Source organism: Xanthomonas sp. NCPPB 2632, assembly GCF_041228075.2.
In the GTDB taxonomy this organism is placed as follows: Bacteria; Pseudomonadota; Gammaproteobacteria; order Xanthomonadales; family Rhodanobacteraceae; genus Luteibacter.
Genome location: NZ_CM192979.1, coordinates 3353916 through 3370246, shown reverse-complemented (window position 1 = coordinate 3370246; position 16331 = coordinate 3353916). Strand labels below are relative to the sequence as shown.

The following is a 16331-nucleotide window of genomic DNA, read 5'->3' as shown; positions in this document are numbered from 1 at the left end:
AAGCGGTGAACGATCGGATGGACAGGACGGCCTAGGGCGCGGCGGCCGGCGACGGTGGCGTGGCGGGCAGGCGGATCACGGGAAGATCGTCCACGCCGAGTATCGCCTGCACACGTGGTGCGGCACGCCGGGCCGCGTCCGCGGAAACATAGCGGCCGATGGCCACGACCGACCAGTGCCGCTGCGCGGCATCCACGGTATCCAGTTGCGCCAGCGCCATCCCCTGGGTGCGTCCGGCGATGCGCCGCAACGCCGTGGTGGCCTCCACGGTGTCGACGTACTGGCCCAGCTGCAGCGCATACACGGGCTGGCCTTGCGCAGGCATCGGCTGCGCCACGTCGGTGTCGACGAGCAGGCTGGCCGTGGCGGGTGGATGTGCAGTGGACGGGCGTGCGGGGGACGCCGCCGCGGGTGGCGTGGGGTGGCTGGCGGAATCGTCGGACGTTTTCGGCACACTTGCGGACGGACGGCCGAACGCGGGTGCCGACCAGGATGCCAGACCGGTCTTCCAGCCGTCGGGCGCGAGCATGCCTGCCACGAAACAGCACAGGCCGAACGCCACGATGAGCAGCAGGAACCCCAGGCGGATGAACACGATAGCCTTCCGTTGTGACGTGCCCGCGACACACCGCGAGACGAAACCACGATAGCCGAAAACGATGGTTGCCAGCGCACGCGTGGCGTATTAGATTTTCGCGCCCAGGGGAGTCGAAGACACGCAAACCACGGTCATGCCGACCGTAGTTTCTTGCGCCCGCCTTGCCGTCCCCTGCATGCCTTCAGGGGGTCCGTGTGGAAGACGTACTGGGTGCCAAGCTGCTGGGGTCGTCGCCCCAGTTCCACCATGTACTCGCGCAATTGCGCCGATTCGCGGCCTTCGACGTCACCGTGCTCATCGGCGGCGAGACGGGCACCGGCAAGGAACTGGCGGCACGGGCGGTGCATTACCTCAGCGCGCGCGCCGGTATGCCGTTCATTCCCATCAACTGCGGCGCGCTGGCGGAATCGCTGGTGGAAAGCGAGTTGTTCGGCCACGAGCGCGGTGCCTTCACCGACGCGAAGAATGCCACCTCGGGCCTGATCGCCGAGGCCGACGGCGGCACCCTGTTCCTCGACGAGGTGGACGCCTTGCCGGCCAAGGCCCAGGCGGCACTGTTGCGCTTCCTGCAGGACCGCACCTATCGCCGCGTGGGTGGTTCGCAGCAGCGAACGGCGAACGTGCGCCTGGTGGCGGCCAGCAACGCCGACCTGGGTGCGCTGGCGGAGGCGCGCCGGTTCCGGCGCGATCTGCTGTATCGCTTGCAGGTGTTGACGCTCACCCTACCGCCACTGCGCGAACGCGGCAACGACGCGGTCGAACTGGCCCATGTCTTCCTTGCCCGGTTGAACGAGCAATACCGTGGGCAGGTCTCGTCCAAGCGCTTCCATACCGATGCGCTGCACGTCATGGCCGGGCATGGGTGGCCGGGAAACGTCCGCGAGCTTGAACACTTCGTCCACCGGGAGTTCCTGCTGTGCGACGGCGACGAGATCCGCGCCACGGCCGGGCAGGGCACGCGGCGCGATGCGGTGGGCCTGGCCACGGAAGGCGAGTTCAAGGACGCCAAGGCGCGCGCCATCGAGGAATTCGAGCGCGGCTACGTAACGCGCACGCTGGCCATGGCGCAGGGCAATGTCTCGCATGCGGCCCGCATGGCGGGCCAGGATCGCAGTGCGTTCAGCAAGCTCGTGCGCAAATACGGGGCGAAGGACAAACGGGACACGGACACGGTCGAACACTGACCGGCCTCCCGTCCCCGATTTCCCATGCCTGCATTCGTCCAGCGAGGGCCCATGACCGAACCGCTCGTGCGCGACGTGGCCGACCGTCTGATCGCCTACCTGCGTGAGCATCCGCGTGCGGCGGACACGCTGGAGGGCATTCATCAATGGTGGCTGGCTTCGCCATCGCCCGGCGTGACGCCGCAGATCACGCAGCGCGCCCTCGAACTGCTCGAAGCCGAAGGGCGGATCGAGCGTCACGCGTTCATCCGCTGCACGGTATGGCGCCTTCGCGTCACGCACGGCGGTTCCGACGGAAACCCCGCGCCCTAGACGCAGGGTGACGGAACACACACCGTGTCGTTTTTCGCACACGGTAGCCGACTCCCGGTATACCCGCCTGCCACACGGATGGCACCGGTGCGCAGCATTGCACCCACCGTGTGGAATCGCACACGGTAGCGGGCAAACGAGCCCCTCGAAACCGCTTCGCACCGCGCTGCACGGCGCCTGCGTGGCCTTGGCACGGATCGTGTTTAGACACTCTCACCTGCGGCGGCGGGCCACGTATGCCTGCCGACCATCCTACCGAGAGGCCAAGTCCGATGAGTGCCGAGAGCATCCAGCAAAAGCTGTTGCGCGTGCGTCCGCCGCGCGTTCGTATTACTTACGACGTGGAAACGGGCGGCTCGTCCGAGAAGATCGAACTGGCCTTCATCGTGGGCATGTTCGCCAACCTGTCCGGCGACGTGGACATCGACTCGCTTCCCGCGATGAAAGACCGGCGCATGCGTGACATCGATGCGGATTCGTTTGATCGCGTCATGGCCGACGTGGGTCCGGTCGCCACGCTGCACGGGCTGCCCGACCTCATCAAGGGCGACGATGCCAGGCTTCAGGGCACGCTCGGCTTCCGTTGCCTGGCCGACTTCGAACCGCTGTCGGTGGTGAAGAACGTGCCGGGCCTGAGCAGCCGCTACGACGCCAGGGGCGACCTGCGCACCCTGCAGTCGATGGCCGAGAGCAACGACGCATTGGCTGCGCTGCTTGACCTGTCCACGCGCGACGCCGCAGCCATGGGCGCACTCAAGACCACCTTCGCCGGCGAGACCACCGACAGCTGGTATGCGCTGGATATCGATGCGGACGCGCCATTGCCTTCGCCGGTCGCCGGTGCCGACGTACCCAAGGCGCTGATCGCCGTACTGAAGGGGCAGATGGCCTCCAATGCGGATGCCGCCGCGACGGCACGCACCGCGCTGGCTGCGGCCAACGAGGCGAAGAAAAACGCTGACGATGCCAACACCGCCGCCGCCGCCGCCGCGAAGGCGGCACAGGACGCTTCGACCAAGGCCGAAGCGGACCTGACCGCCGCCACCAACGCACTGGCCGCCGCCTCGGGCGATGCGGCCGTGGCCAAGGCCAGCGCCGATATCGCCGATGCGGGCAAGGCCAGGGAAGTCGCGGATGCCGCGTTGCTGGCGGCGCAGTCCAAGGCCGCGATGGCGAAGGATGCGGCCGTTCGCACGGCCGATACGGTGACCCGGCGCCAGGAGGCGTTCGTGTCCATCGATCCGTTGTCGAAGGCGCGTCGCCTTGCCGGCCGGTACACGCACGAGATCATCGCGCCACTGGGCGACAAGCAGCTGACCCAGGTGGTGCTCGGCGCCAACGGCCTGATCGACGAGCGCACCGGCGGCATCGACGTGCAGATCGGACGCCAGCTGGACGTCATCATGCATTCGAACAGCTTCCAGGCGCTGGAGGCGACCTGGCGCGGCCTGTTCTACGTCGTGTCGCGGACAGAAAGCGGCCAGTTGCTGAAGCTTCGCGTGTTCAACGCGGAGAAGGAACAACTGCGCAAGGAACTGGAAAAGGCGGCGGAGTTCGACCAGAGCTGCATCTTCAAGATGATTTACGAGCACGAGTACGGCACCTACGGCGGCATGCCGTACAGCCTGCTGGTGGGCGGCTACGAGTTTGGCCGCTCGGCCAACGACATCCAACTGCTGGAAAGCATGACCCGGATCGCCGCGTCGGCGCATACGCCGTTCGTGGCCGCGGCGTCGCCGTCGCTGTTCCACCTGGACGGTTACGACAAACTGGCCAATCCGCGTGACCTGGCCCAGCTGTTCGAATCGCCCGAACTGGCGCAGTGGAACGAGTTCCGCGGCAGCGAGGATTCGCGCTACGTGGCGCTGGTGCTGCCGCATGTGCTGCTGCGCCTGCCCTACGGCAAGGATTCGCGTCCCGCCGAGGGCCTGCGCTACGAGGAAACGGTGACGGGCGAGCAGGGCCCCGATCACGGCGCGTTCCTGTGGGGCAACGCGGCCTACGTGCTCGCCGAACGCATCACCAACGCCTTCGCGCTCTACCACTGGACCGCTGCGATCCGTGGCGAGGAGGGCGGTGGCCTGGTCGGCGGCCTGCCCGTGTACACCTATCGCGACGACGCCGGCCTGCCGGCGATGATCTGTCCCACCGAGGTGTCGATTACCGACCGTCGCGAGAAGGAACTCAACGACCTGGGCTTCATCGCCCTGTGCAACTGCAAGGGCACGGGCCAGGCGGCGTTCTTCGGTGGGCAGACCACCAACCTGCCGCGCCAGTACATCAGCGAGGACGCCAATGCCAACGCGCGGCTTTCCTCCATGCTGCCGTACATGCTGGCCGCGTCGCGCTTCGCCCATTACATCAAGGTGATCATGCGCAAGAAGATCGGCGCGTTCCTCACGCGCTCGAACGTGGAGGCCTACCTCAACACCTGGATCGCGCAGTACGTGTTGCTCGACGACAACGCGCCGCAGGACGTGAAGGCGAGCTACCCCCTGCGCGCGGCCCAGCTCAACGTCACCGACGTGCCGGGTTCGCCGGGTGCCTACAAGGCCACGGTATTCATCAAGCCGCATTTCCAGCTGGAGGAACTGACCACCTCCATACGCCTCGTCGCCGACCTGCCGGCAGGCTGATCGCCGCCGCACGCCACGACGAACCCATCAAGGAACAAGACCATGGACCTGATTCTCCTGCAACCCGGCGACGACACCATCTTCGGTGGCTCGAAGAACGACTGGAAAGGCGGCGGCAGCCTGATCGACGACCAATGGCGCGACGAGGTGCTGAAGCTGGGCCAGTGCATCGAGCTGGTGTCGATCCACCAGGGCATGAAACAGCAGATCACCACCGATGTCAGCAACTCCGCGCGCACGTCCGGCCGCCCGATCATCACCGAGTTCACCTGCGTGAAATACGTGGACAAGACTTCGGTGAAGTTCTACGAATACTGCCTGCGCGCGCAGCCGCTGGGCGTGGGCGGGAAACAGCCGACCAAGATCTACATCGCGCGCAACTCCGGCGGCATGACGGCCAACATCATCACCATCGCGCTGCGCGACGCCATCCTGAGCGAGATCCAGTTCCAGTCCAACGCCGACGACATGCCCACCGAGCAGTTCAAGCTCAACTTCACCGAAGTGCTGTGGACATACACCGTGCAGCAGAGCGACATGACCACGGCCGGCAACGTGGCAACGGGATGGAGCGTCGCCCGCAACCGTCCGATCGGCCAGTTCACCTGACCGGCCGTGCAATACCTGATGGAAAAGCTGGTTCGCCGCGTCGATGCCGTACTGGGCACCGCGCTGCCGTTCGATCTGGCGAACGCCGTGGCGGCGCAGGTCGAGCGGATCGTGCTGTGCCGTCCCCAGGTGGCCTCGGGCGTGCGGCTGAACGACTTCGGGATGCCGAGCGTCGTGGAGATGGGCGGCGGCCGGGTGGACCTGGAAGCCTACGGCGCACTGCTGCGCCGGGCGATTGAGCGCTATGAGCCGCGCCTGCGCAATGTCAGCGTGGCATGGACGCCGTCGGGTCGGGCCCTGAGCCCGCGCACCCTGGTCGTGGTCGGTGAGCTGACCGGCGATGCGGGCCCGTTCCGCTTCGAACTGGCCGATGGCGGGATGGCGGCGTGAACGCCGAGTCGCCGCGGCTGAAGCTGTGGTACGAACAGGAACTGGCTTCGCTGCGCGCGGAGGCGGTGGAGTTCGGCACCGCGTTCCCGGCCCTGGCCAGGACGCTCGCCCTCAGCGGTGGACGCAGCGCCGATCCCCATGTCGAGCTGCTGGTGCAGTCGTTCGCCTGGATGGCGGGACGCCTGCGTTACCAGCTCGAAGCCGATCAGGCGGTGTTGCCCAACGCCTTGCTCGGGCTGCTCTACCCGCACCTGGAAGCGCCGCTGCCCTCGATGCTGATCGGCGAGATCGACGTCAAGCCCGAAGGCGCCAACTTCGTTCACGGCGCGGCGCTGGAGCGCGGACGCTTCGCCTACGCCTCGCTGCAGAACGACTTCGGCCAGACGGTGCGCTGCCGGTTCCGGACCAGCTTCCACACTCCGTTGTGGCCGCTGCGGGTCTCGGCGCTGGACCTGGTGGCGCCCAATACCTACGCGCTGGACCCCGCCGACACGCGGACGCTGTCCGTCCTGCGCGTGTCCATCGAACGCAGCGGCAAGGACCCGATCCATGCGCTGAAGCCGGGTTTCCTGCGCTTCTGCATCCTCGGCGAAGACGACCAGTCGTACGCGATCCACGACGCGCTGGCGCTGAACCTGGTGCGGATGGCGGTACGCGTGCCCGGCAGTGCCGAACTGCGTTACCTGGATGCCGATCGCCTGCGCTGGTGCGGGTTCGACGACGACGAGGCGATGCTGGAGGCCAGTCCGCTGACCCACCCCGGCTATCGCCTGCTGCAGGAGTACTTCGCGTTCCCGCAGAAATTCATGTTCTTCGAAGTGCACGACCTCGACGTCACCGGCGTGGGCGAGGCGTTCGAACTGCTGTTCCTGCTGGAAATGCCGCCCTCGCGCACGGACGTGCTGGATCGCGGGTTGCTGCGGCTGAACTGCGTGCCGCTGGTCAACCTGTATCCGCAGCGCATCGAACCGTTCGTGCTGGACCAGCAGCGCTACGAATACCGGATCATGGGCGACGAGCAGAACCACCGGTACTGCGAGATCTACCGGCTGGAGGAACTGGTGTCGATCCGGCCCGACCGCAGCCCGCGACCGATCGCGCCGTATTTCTCGCTGGACGAATTCCACCTGCTGGAGCAGCAGGACTATTTCTTCGCGGCACGGCGTGAGGTGAACCAGAACGGCACGGTGCACGGCACCGAGACCTACGTGTCGTTCCTTGACCCCGACCTGGAAACCACCCAGCCCGCCGAGGAGATGATCGGCGGCCGTGCGCTGTGCACCAATCGCCGCCTGCCGTCCCAGCTGGTGATCGGCGACTCGTTGCTGCTGGAAGGCGCGGGTCCGGTGGCGACGCTGCGCGTGGCCAGCAAGCCCACGCCGCACCAGTCGCCGAAGATGGTGGGTGAACGCCCGTGGGCTCTCGTATCGCAGCTGTGCCTGAACCACCTGTCGCTGGTGGACGGTGGCCAGGGCCCCGCCGTGCTGCGCAACATGCTGCGCCTGCACGTGGGCACGGCCAGCGTTACCGGGCACCGGCAAGTCGATGGCCTGCGCCAGCTGAGCACGCGGCGTATCCAGCGGCGGGTGCCGCGCACGGAGGCATGGCGTGGTTTCGCCGATTGCCTGCAGGTGCGCGTGCAGGTCGACCCGGTTCATTTCGAAGGCGGCAGCGCCGTGCTGTTCGCCGCCGTGCTGCATCGTTTCCTGGCCTTGTATGCCGAGGTCAACACCCTGGTCGAGCTCACGCTCGAATCGTCCGATCGCCGAGGAGAACTGAAATCATGGGCACCGCTGACTGGCGCACAGGCGAGTCTCTAGACCGCCGGCTGCGCACGCGGCCGGCCGGTTTCGAGTTCTTCCAATGGGTGCGCCTGGCGTCCTGGCCGCCGCGCGATCCCGTCCACCGTTCCGACACGGTGGAGCAGGCGTCGCTCACCGTGGAGCGTTCGCTCGGCCACGAGCTCAAGGCACAGGGCGCCCGGCGGGTCGGCTCGCAGGTGCGTTTTCGCGGCGAGTTGTCGTCGGCGTTTCCGGGCAGCGAGATATCGCATGGCCGGCTGCTGGCCGAGCGCAACGGCGCGGCGACGGCGACGCGGCTTGAACTGTTCGTCAGCAACTTTTCGCTGCTGGGCGTGCTGGGACCAATGCCTGACAGCTTCGCCGAGTGGGTGCGCGAACGGCTGGGCGAGCGCGACTCGGGCATGGCCGAGTTCCTGGATATCTTCAACCACCGCATCAGCACGCTGCGCTACGAACTGAAGGCCGCCAGCGCGCTTGGTTTCGACGCGCTGCGCCCGGAACGCACCGCGTACGCCGCCGCCGCGGGTGCGCTCATGGGCCTGTCCGCGTTCGAAGGGGAGGGCGACGCCATCCTGCGCCAGGGCATGCCGATGCCGCGGCGCGCGCTGCTGGCCCTGGCCGGCGTGGTCGGCAACGGTCGCAAGAGCATCGCCACCGCGGCCACCGTGCTGCGCGTGTACCTGGGCACGCCCCTGCGCATCGATCAGATGGTCGGCGACTGGAAAGCGATCGAGCCACGCGACCGTACGCGGCTGGGCCGGCGACGCCTGGTCGATGTGGCACCGCTGGGCCGTCGCGTGTGGGTGCCGCATGCGGGCATCGCGCTGGCCCTCGGGCCGGTGTCGTACGCGCGCCTCTGCCAGTGGCTGCCCGACCGCCAGGCCGGTGCGTCCGGCGACGGGTTGCCGCCGTTCGGCAACGGCCATGCGGGCTTGTGCGCGATGCTGCGCTACCTGTTCGACCGCCGGGTGGACGTGCATGTCACGGTGCGGGTCGATCCCCGCGATGTTCCGTCGGCAGTCCTTTCCCTGCCGCGCCGACCCGTCGGCGGCGCGGGGTATGGCGCGCGCCTGGGTCAGACGGCCTGGCTGCGGGGCAGCGGGCGCGCTCCCCGCGAGGTGCGTTTCACCGTGCACGCCGGCGCATCCGGGGTGGCGGCATGACGCTGGCCGTCGCCGTCGCCGGTGCCGGTCGCACGGCGCTGCGGGCCATCGGCAGCCAGGGGCAGTCCGATTCGCCGCTGTTGTACCTGCATGCCGCCATCGCCCTGGCGGGCAACCGCTGGCTGGGCGACGAGACGTTCCGTCTGCTGTCGTTCGAGGGCGAGGAGTCGATCTCGGAGCCGTTCGGCTACCAGCTGGAACTGCGCGGCAACACCTCGCCCGGTGCGCAGCCGCCGCTGGATTTCACCGCCGTGATCGGGCGTCCGGTCACGGTCGGCATCAATCGTCCCGACGGCGGCGGGGAACCGGATGCCGCGGCGCGCTTCGCGTCGGCGCTGAAGCAGGGCACGGCGGCAGACATGGTGTTGCGCAACGGTGTGGTCGCGTCGTTTTCGATGGCGGAGCCCGGGGTGTACCGGCTGGACATGAAGCCGTCGCTGTGGAAGCTGACCCTGACCAACCGTTACGCCGTTTATCCGCACATGACCATCCGCGGCGTGATCGCGCAGCTGATGCGCACGCATTACATCGATTATTCGCTGGAGGGCGTATCCGGCGACGACGACATCGCCCTGGCACGCACGCAGGACTGGCTACAGGCCGGCGAGAGCGACTACGAGTTCCTGCGCCGGCTGATGGGCAAGGCACACATCTATTACTACTTCCGGCACACGGGCAACGGCCACACCGTGGTGTTCGCCAACCGTCCCGCCTATCCGCCGGCCTGCGGCGACCGTCCGCTGCGCTATACGCATACCGCGATCGACCAGCTGGGCCTGTCCCAGGACGACATCGTGTTCGAGTACGGGTTCCGGCTCTCGCTCACCGCCACGGGCGTCAACGGTGGCTTCGCGCACGAGCAGAGCGCGTCCCAGGTGGATGCGATTCCCACCTTCCAGGCGTTCAGCGCGTTCACGCCCGCGGACCCGGGCGAGCTGCCGTTCAACCAGTACCGCACCTACCAGTACGGCCTGAGCGAGGACGAGGTGCGGCACTACGTGAAGAACACCGCGTCCAGCCTTGCCGCGTCGGCGCAACAGCTGACCGGTGGCAGCACGTGTTCCGTGTTCGCCGCGGGCCACGGCTTCAGCCTCAGGGGCGAGATGGCCGCGGGGTGTTACCCGGCGCCGGTGCACCCCTCGCTGGAGGGCCGGCGTTTCGTGTTGTCCCGTGTGCAGCATAAGGCCAGCGCGGACGGCGGCTACACCAACACGTTCGAGGCGACCGACGCCGGCGCGTTGCTCACGGCGTTCTCGGTGCAGGATACGCAGCAGGGCACGTTGCTGGCCCAGGTGGTGGACACGCAGGGGCGCCGTCCGAACGACTGGCGCTTCTACGACCCGACCAACTTCGATCCGCAGTCCAGCCGCCTGCGCGACACCCGCGCGACGCCGCAGGACCTGATGGCGCGCGGCGTCTACGTGCGCTTCTCCACGCCGGGCGCCGACGCCGGGCCGGTGTGGGTGAAGCTGGCCGCGCACATGACCACGGTGCCCGAGATCGGCGTGATGGTGATGGTCTCGCGGGCCAACGACGAGTCCGAGCTGCCCGAGGTGCAGAGCATCGTGCAGGCCAACGGCAGCCTGGTGGTCACGCCGTCGGGCTGGACCGCGAACACGCACGTGGGCAGCAGCTACTCCACCAGTTACGGCGACGGTCAGAGCATCCGCTTCGGCCGCGGCTCGGCGTACGACCTGGATCGCGCCGTGGGCATCGTCAACGACCACTATGCGGGCGGCGAGTATCGCGATACCTCGTATTCGCAGGGCGCGAGCTACAGCTACAGCACCTCCGAGAACGGCGCCGCGGGCCTGCTCAGCCGGTCCGAGTCGCTGGGCTGCACGTACAGCACGTTCGAGGGCCTGCACACCTCCAGCACCAGCACCGTCGGCGACTCCTACAGCGACGACACGGTGACCGGCACGGCCACGCGCGTGTCCTCGCAGGCCATGGCCACGAGCACGTCGAGCACGGGCATGCAGTCCAGCGCGAACACCACCGGCCTCACCTGCGCGGTGGACACCACGGGGATGTCGAGCGTGATCTCCGCGGTGGCCCTGAGCATCGGCGCATCGACGACGGGCATGGCCACGCAGACCGCGCTGACCGGCCTGCGCAACGACACCTCGCTGACCGGTGCGTCCACCAGTCTCTCCGTCACCGGTATCAGCGACACCACGCAGGCCACCGGCACCAGCCGCAACACGTCGGTGACCGGCGTGGCGGAGCAGACCAGCGTCACCGGGTCCAGCGTGTCGGTGTCGCTCACGGGCAGTACCCAGCAGACCAGCATCACCGGCGCGACATCCGACATCGGCATCGTTGGCACGGCGACGCGCATGAGCGTCACGGGCGAGAGCACCGGCATCAACGTGACGGGCAGCAGTACCGATGTGAGCGTCAGCGGCAGCGAGTCGCGCGTGGGCGTGCACGGCACGTCCACGTCGATCGACCTGACCGGCGACGGCCTGTCGCTGTCCATCGGATCGCGCCTGTCGATCGACATCGGCAGCGAGAACATCAGCCTTCCGCTGATTTACCTTTTCGTCTGAGGACGCGCATGAAGATCGTCAAACCCATGACGCTCGGCCTGATGCACCGCCCTTACCTGTGGCAGGGCTCGCATCGGTTGCTCGTGGCCACCGTCGGCTTCTTCGCGCTCGGCGGGCGCGACGGCCCGCTGCTGCGCGACAACCTGCAATGGCGCAAGGTAGCCGCGCAGCTGCCGCACGGTCGTCCACTGGACGAACTGATGCCGAAGACGCGCGGTGAAGTACTGCTGGCCGGCAGCGCCTATGCGGCCAATGGCATGGCGACCACGGAGCAGACGGTGCGGCTGCAGCTCGGCCCGGTCGACAAGCGCCTGCGCGTGTTCGGCGATCGCCAGTGGTCGTACGGGTTGCTGCCCTTCTTCAAGGTGACCGCGCCTGCGCCGTTCGAGCGCATGCCGCTGGACTGGAGTCGCGCCTACGGCGGACCGGGCCACCCGGGTAATCCCACCGGACGCGGTTACGTGCCCAATCCGCTGGCCGCGTTCCTGGGCCGCAACCAGGCGCCCATGCCCAACATCGAGTTTCCGGCGGACCCCGTGCGCGGCCACCTGCGTCGCCACGTGCCGGCCGGCTTCGGCGCGCTGGACGTGGGCTGGATGCCGCGCCGTCGCGGTATCGGCACCTATGGCCCCCGCTGGCAGGCCGAGTCGTTTCCCGGTTTGGCCGACGACACCGACCCGGCGTTCTTCAATGCCGCGCCGGAGGACCAGCGCATCGCGGGACACTTCCAGGGCGGCGAGCCGTATCGGCTGGAAGGCCTGCATCCGGAGCATCCGCTGATCGAGGGTAGGTTGCCGACCTACCGGCCGCGGGCGTTCGTGTGTCGTAAGGGTCGCCCCTGCGATGCCGTGGACGAGGTGACGTTGGCGTGGGACACGGTCTGGTTCTTCCCCGATGTGCAACTGGGCGTGGCCATTCATCGTGGCGAGGTACCGGTGACCGACAGCCTGGCGCTCGACATTCAGGCGCTGATGGTGGCCTACGAACACCCGCTGGATACACCGCGCACGCCCGGCTACTACGGCGACGTGCTGGCGCTGCGCACGAACCGCGACACGGCGGCGCGGCATGTCTTCAACGAGGCGCAGCTGACGCCCGCGCCGGATGCCGCCACCCGCGCCGCGCGCGCGCTGGAAGAGCAGGCTGAATGCGACGCGGCCGATGCGGCGCGACAGCATCGTGAGGCCACGTTGACCGCCGAGTTCGTGGCGGCCGGCGGCGTGCCGGGTGCAGCCATCGTGCCGCCGGCCGATGCGCCCGAGCCACTGGCCATCCCGTCCACGGCATCGATGAAACGCGGCGACGTGGACCTCGGCCCGCTGATCGACAGCGCCACGCGGATCGGCGAGCAGGCGCGCGCACTGGGCGAAGCCCGCCGGCAGCAGGCCGCGGAGGCGCTGGCGGCGCAGGCGCCCGCCGTATCGCCCGTGGCCGACACGGTGGAGCGTGCACTGGCACGCGCCGCGGGTCGTTCGCCCGGCCTGGCCGACCTGATCGAACAGGCCGGCAACGACGCGTCGCTCGCGGTCGATGTCGCCCAGCTCCAGGACATGCAGCGCCAGGCCCGCCTGGCCGCACCCAGCGCCACGGCACCGGTCGGACCGCTGCCACCCGCGGTGGCCGAGGCGATCGGGGCCTGGACCCTGGCCCGCGTGCGCGACGGCGGTTCGCTGCACGGATGCGACCTGGCCGGTGCCGACCTGCGGGGGGCGGCGTTGTCGGGTGCCGACTTGCGCGGCGCCCTGCTGGAAGCGTCCGATCTCAGTGGCGCACGCCTGGACGGCGCCGACCTGCGCGAGGTGGCGCTCACCGGCGCGCGCCTGGACGACGCCGACTGCACCCAGGCGCGTTTCGACGGTGCCAACCTGGCCGGCAGCCGCGCGCATCGGTCGAGCTTCCGCGGCGCGTCGTTCACCAAGGTCCAGGCGAGCGAGGCGGACTGGCGCGGGGCCGATCTGGCCGGCGCCCGCTTCGAGGAATGGATCGCGCCGAACATCGTGCTCGAGGGGGCCTGTCTCGACGACACCACCCTGGTCGGTTGCGTCCTGCTGCATGCCAAGGCGACGGACAGCCGGTGGAAACGCAGCACCTGGCAGCGCAGCGTCGCGCTCGGGGCCAATCTGGTGGGCAGCGACTGGACCGAAGCACGGTTGACCCGCAGCGTGCTGATGGCCTGCGCGCTGGCCGACAGCCGCTGGAGCGGTGCCAGCCTGTTCCGCGTGCAGGCGGGTGGTGCGAACTGGAGCCGTGCCGACCTGGGCAAGGCCAGCGCCGATCACAGCAGCTGGCGCGATGCCGACCTGCGCCTGGCCGACCTGGGTGACGGTTCGTTCCGCGAATGCGACTTCAGCGGGGCGCGTCTTGACGAAGCCACGCTGGAACGCGGGCTGTTCTACCGCTCGCTGTTCATGGGCAGCGTGCTGCACGGCTGCCGCGCGGGCAGCGCCGATTTCTACCAGGCGGTGTGCCGCCGCGGCGATTTCACCGACGCCGACCTGTATGGCGCCAACTTCGTGCAGGCCGACTGTGCGGAAGCGACGTTCGAGCGCGCGTTGCTGGACGACGTGCGGATCGAACCCGGCCGGAGGCTGGCGCCGTGACCGACTGGAACGATATCGACGCGCTGCGCCGGTTGGGGCGCCCCTTGCAGGCGGTGGACCTGGGCGCACTGGACGGTAGCGGCCGCATCCTGGACGACCTGGTCGCCAGCCATGTGACGTGGCGCGGCGGGGCAGTGCGCGAAGCCCACCTGTCGCGGGTGACTTTCGTCGACTGCGACCTGCGCGACACGGATTTCAGCGGTGCCGTGCTCGACGGTTGCAGCTTCACCCGTTGCCTGCTTGCCGACAGCCGCTGGGACGCCGCGCAGCTGTCACGCGTCGCATTCACCGGTTGCGATGGCGATCGAAGCCGCTGGCCGGGTGCGTCGCTGTTCCTGACCGTGTTCGCGCAGGGCGACCTGCGTGGCGCCGGCTTCGACGGTGCCACGCTCCAGCGCAGCGTGCTGGCGCAGTGCCGCATCGACGGCCTGTCGCTGCGCGGCGCAACGCTGGACCAGAGCGTCATCGCCCAGGCGGACTTCCGCGTCACCGCACTGGACGGACTCGTCGCGCGCGGTGCCGTTTTCAACCAGGGCGTGTTCGACGGCATGGTGCTGGATGGCATCTGCCTGGAACGCTGCATGCTCGACGGCGCCAGCTTCGTCGGTACCCGCCTGCGCGGCGCGCGCCTGCGCGAGGCGAACTGCCGCCAGGCCCGTTTCGTCGGCAGCGACCTGCGCGAGGTGGACGCCACGCGCACGCTGTTCCTCGAAGCCACGCTGGACGATGTGGACGCGCGCGGCCTGTGCTGCGAAGAGGCACTGCTGCAATCGGCGGTGCTGCGCGGCGTACGACTGGACGGTGCACGGGCCACCGGCAGCGTGTGGGACCACGCGTCGCTCGACGACACCAGCCTGGCCGGGGCCACGCTCTGCCACGCCCGTCTCGACCATGCCACGGCCCGCACCGTCGATCTGCGCGGGGCCGACCTGCGCCACGCCAGCACCCACAACCTGCACCTGCATGATGCCGACGAGCGCGGTGCCCGCCGCGACGGTGTGCGCGGCACGTCGCCCCTGCGACTGGCCGCCGAAGCGCGTGCCCTTGCCCTGGAGATCCACTGATGCTTGCTGCCCATTCGCGTTCCTTCCCGCGTGCACGCCACCCCGCGCCGTGCGTCGATGCCATCGTGCGCGACATGGCCGAGGCGGGCACCTGGCGACTGGCCGACGGGCGCCTCGCCCGCCAGGCTGTGTCGTGTCTGGTCACCCCCGAACCGGGCGACCGCGTGCTGCTGCACGGCAGCGACGACGACCTGTTCGTGCTGCACGTGCTGGACCGCAAGGACCGTCGCAGCGCCTGCCTCAGCGTTCCGGGTGCGGAGCGACTCTCGCTGCGCCAGGACACGGTCGACGTGACGGCGACGAAGGACATCGCCGTGCGTGCCGGGCAGGGTATCGAACTGACCGCCGTGCGCGGTTCGCTGATGCTGTCGGCGCGCAACCTGTTCGCCAGCGCGGCGGAGTCGCTGGTGCATACCGCGGCCACCTATGTGGGCAAGGTGGACCAGTTCCTGGTCAGCGCGCGCCATCTCCTGCGGCTGGACGGCGAGCAGGCCGTGCTGGACGCGCGGCAGGACGTCAAGATCGATGCCGAACGCATCACCCTGGGCTGACCCGATGTTCGTCAATACCAATCTCGGTGTGCTCGACTTCGCTTTCCCGGATGTGTGCTTCGTCCCGGTGCTGGGCGTGCCCACGCCGCTGCCTTTTCCCAACATCGCCCTGTCCACGGCGGATATCCCCGCGCAGTTCGAAGTGATCGTGGGTGGCGGGCTTGCCGAGAACCTCATCACCGTGGGTGCCCTGAGCAACGGCGACCAGGTGGGCCTGGAGGGCGGGGTGGTGTCGCACCTGATCATGGGGCCGTTCCGCTCGCTGCTGGGCAGCGTCAAGGTGTTCATGGGTGCCATGCCGTGCACGCATATGCTGGGCATCGTCGGCCAGAACGGCCTGTTGCCGAACATGGTCGGCGTGTCGCTGACGCCGGCGCAGGTCACCGTGCTGGTGATGAGCTGATGCGCCCGGCCACCCTCATCGCGCTGCTGTCGTTCACCGCGACCATCGCCGGCTGCGCCGCGCTCGGCAAGCTGGTGCCGGGCCATGTCGAGACCACCTCGTTGCGCAGCGTGCGCATCGCCGCGCCGCCCGGGGCCAACCTGAATTCGGCCACGCAGCTGGAACTGGTGTTCGCCTACAGTGCGGATGCCGCGGCCCTGCTGCCGAAGACCTCGCCGGAGTGGTTCGCCCATCGCGACGACATCGTCGCGGGCGGTGGGGCCGCGCTGGAGGTGGCACCGATCGGCGTCGTACCCGACAAGCTCATCGTGCCTTTCCCGTTGCCGAAGCGTCACGCCAAGGCCGTCGCCGTCTACGGCTTCGCGCGTTACGTCGCGCCGGCGGGGCAGGGACGCCTTGACCTCACCCGATACCGCAACCCCGTGCTGTGGCTCAACGAGTCGCGCATCACGGTCACGGACCCCTAG

At 68.7% G+C, this 16331-nt stretch carries 14 protein-coding genes; 13 read left to right on the top strand and 1 reads right to left on the bottom strand.

Translation table 11 applies throughout. The features are described 5' to 3' along the window. Nucleotides 1-31 precede the first annotated feature (31 nt). Nucleotides 32-595, bottom strand: coding sequence for a hypothetical protein (locus AB8808_RS14325; RefSeq protein WP_369930341.1), 564 nt, complete (start codon nt 593-595; stop codon nt 32-34). Between the two features lie 197 nt (nt 596-792). Here AB8808_RS14325 and AB8808_RS14320 point away from each other — a divergent pair, with 197 nt between their 5' ends. The 13 genes from AB8808_RS14320 (at nt 793) to AB8808_RS14260 (ending at nt 16331) form a co-directional block, all read left to right on the top strand. Further along, nucleotides 793-1782 carry a sigma 54-interacting transcriptional regulator gene (locus AB8808_RS14320; RefSeq protein ID WP_369930340.1) on the top strand — a complete coding sequence of 330 codons (990 nt, stop codon included), beginning with the start codon at nt 793-795 and terminating at the stop codon, nt 1780-1782. 51 nt (nt 1783-1833) lie between these two features. After that, a complete protein-coding gene (locus tag AB8808_RS14315; protein ID WP_369930338.1) occupies nt 1834-2094 on the top strand; it encodes a hypothetical protein in 261 nt (86 codons plus the stop codon). 272 nt (nt 2095-2366) lie between these two features. Next, nucleotides 2367-4730: a type VI secretion system contractile sheath large subunit gene (tssC, locus tag AB8808_RS14310; protein WP_369930337.1), complete on the top strand. Its 2364-nt coding sequence runs from the start codon at nt 2367-2369 to the stop codon at nt 4728-4730. 42 nt (nt 4731-4772) lie between these two features. Beyond that, nucleotides 4773-5339, top strand: a complete 567-nt coding sequence (locus AB8808_RS14305) for an Hcp family type VI secretion system effector (RefSeq protein ID WP_036140659.1) — start codon at nt 4773-4775, stop codon at nt 5337-5339. 18 nt (nt 5340-5357) lie between these two features. Beyond that, nucleotides 5358-5729, top strand: coding sequence for a hypothetical protein (locus AB8808_RS14300; RefSeq protein ID WP_369930336.1), 372 nt, complete (start codon nt 5358-5360; stop codon nt 5727-5729). After that, nucleotides 5726-7549 (top strand): type VI secretion system baseplate subunit TssF, encoded by a 1824-nt coding sequence (gene tssF / locus AB8808_RS14295; RefSeq protein WP_369930335.1) that lies wholly within the window; start codon nt 5726-5728, stop codon nt 7547-7549. The genes AB8808_RS14300 and tssF overlap by 4 nt, the downstream gene beginning before the upstream one ends. Continuing rightward, the gene (tssG, locus tag AB8808_RS14290; RefSeq protein ID WP_369930334.1) at nt 7513-8694 is read left to right on the top strand and encodes a type VI secretion system baseplate subunit TssG; all 1182 of its coding nucleotides are present in this window, start codon (nt 7513-7515) and stop codon (nt 8692-8694) included. The genes tssF and tssG overlap by 37 nt, the downstream gene beginning before the upstream one ends. Beyond that, the gene (locus AB8808_RS14285) at nt 8691-11246 is read left to right on the top strand and encodes a contractile injection system protein, VgrG/Pvc8 family (RefSeq protein WP_369930333.1); all 2556 of its coding nucleotides are present in this window, start codon (nt 8691-8693) and stop codon (nt 11244-11246) included. Before tssG ends, AB8808_RS14285 begins: the two co-directional genes overlap by 4 nt. Nucleotides 11247-11254: 8 nt before the next feature. Further along, nucleotides 11255-13846: a DUF2169 domain-containing protein gene (locus tag AB8808_RS14280; protein WP_369930332.1), complete on the top strand. Its 2592-nt coding sequence runs from the start codon at nt 11255-11257 to the stop codon at nt 13844-13846. Then, complete coding sequence (locus AB8808_RS14275) at nt 13843-14910, top strand: pentapeptide repeat-containing protein (protein WP_369930331.1); 1068 nt, start codon at nt 13843-13845, stop codon at nt 14908-14910. Before AB8808_RS14280 ends, AB8808_RS14275 begins: the two co-directional genes overlap by 4 nt. Further along, the gene (locus AB8808_RS14270; RefSeq protein WP_369930330.1) at nt 14910-15461 is read left to right on the top strand and encodes a DUF3540 domain-containing protein; all 552 of its coding nucleotides are present in this window, start codon (nt 14910-14912) and stop codon (nt 15459-15461) included. The genes AB8808_RS14275 and AB8808_RS14270 overlap by 1 nt, the downstream gene beginning before the upstream one ends. Beyond that, nucleotides 15436-15864, top strand: a complete 429-nt coding sequence (locus AB8808_RS14265) for a DUF4150 domain-containing protein (protein ID WP_369930329.1) — start codon at nt 15436-15438, stop codon at nt 15862-15864. The genes AB8808_RS14270 and AB8808_RS14265 overlap by 26 nt, the downstream gene beginning before the upstream one ends. Further along, on the top strand, nt 15864-16331 hold the full coding sequence (locus AB8808_RS14260; RefSeq protein WP_369930328.1) for a hypothetical protein: 468 nt from the start codon (nt 15864-15866) through the stop codon (nt 16329-16331). The genes AB8808_RS14265 and AB8808_RS14260 overlap by 1 nt, the downstream gene beginning before the upstream one ends.

Coding starts and splice junctions, on each gene's coding strand:
- AB8808_RS14315 (WP_369930338.1), top strand. CDS start 1,834: ATGACCGAACCGCTCGTGCGCGACGTGGCCGACCGTCTGATCGCCTAC.
- tssC (WP_369930337.1), top strand. CDS start 2,367: ATGAGTGCCGAGAGCATCCAGCAAAAGCTGTTGCGCGTGCGTCCGCCG.
- AB8808_RS14305 (WP_036140659.1), top strand. CDS start 4,773: ATGGACCTGATTCTCCTGCAACCCGGCGACGACACCATCTTCGGTGGC.
- AB8808_RS14300 (WP_369930336.1), top strand. CDS start 5,358: ATGGAAAAGCTGGTTCGCCGCGTCGATGCCGTACTGGGCACCGCGCTG.
- tssG (WP_369930334.1), top strand. CDS start 7,513: ATGGGCACCGCTGACTGGCGCACAGGCGAGTCTCTAGACCGCCGGCTG.
- AB8808_RS14285 (WP_369930333.1), top strand. CDS start 8,691: ATGACGCTGGCCGTCGCCGTCGCCGGTGCCGGTCGCACGGCGCTGCGG.
- AB8808_RS14280 (WP_369930332.1), top strand. CDS start 11,255: ATGAAGATCGTCAAACCCATGACGCTCGGCCTGATGCACCGCCCTTAC.
- AB8808_RS14270 (WP_369930330.1), top strand. CDS start 14,910: ATGCTTGCTGCCCATTCGCGTTCCTTCCCGCGTGCACGCCACCCCGCG.
- AB8808_RS14265 (WP_369930329.1), top strand. CDS start 15,436: ATGCCGAACGCATCACCCTGGGCTGACCCGATGTTCGTCAATACCAAT.
- AB8808_RS14260 (WP_369930328.1), top strand. CDS start 15,864: ATGCGCCCGGCCACCCTCATCGCGCTGCTGTCGTTCACCGCGACCATC.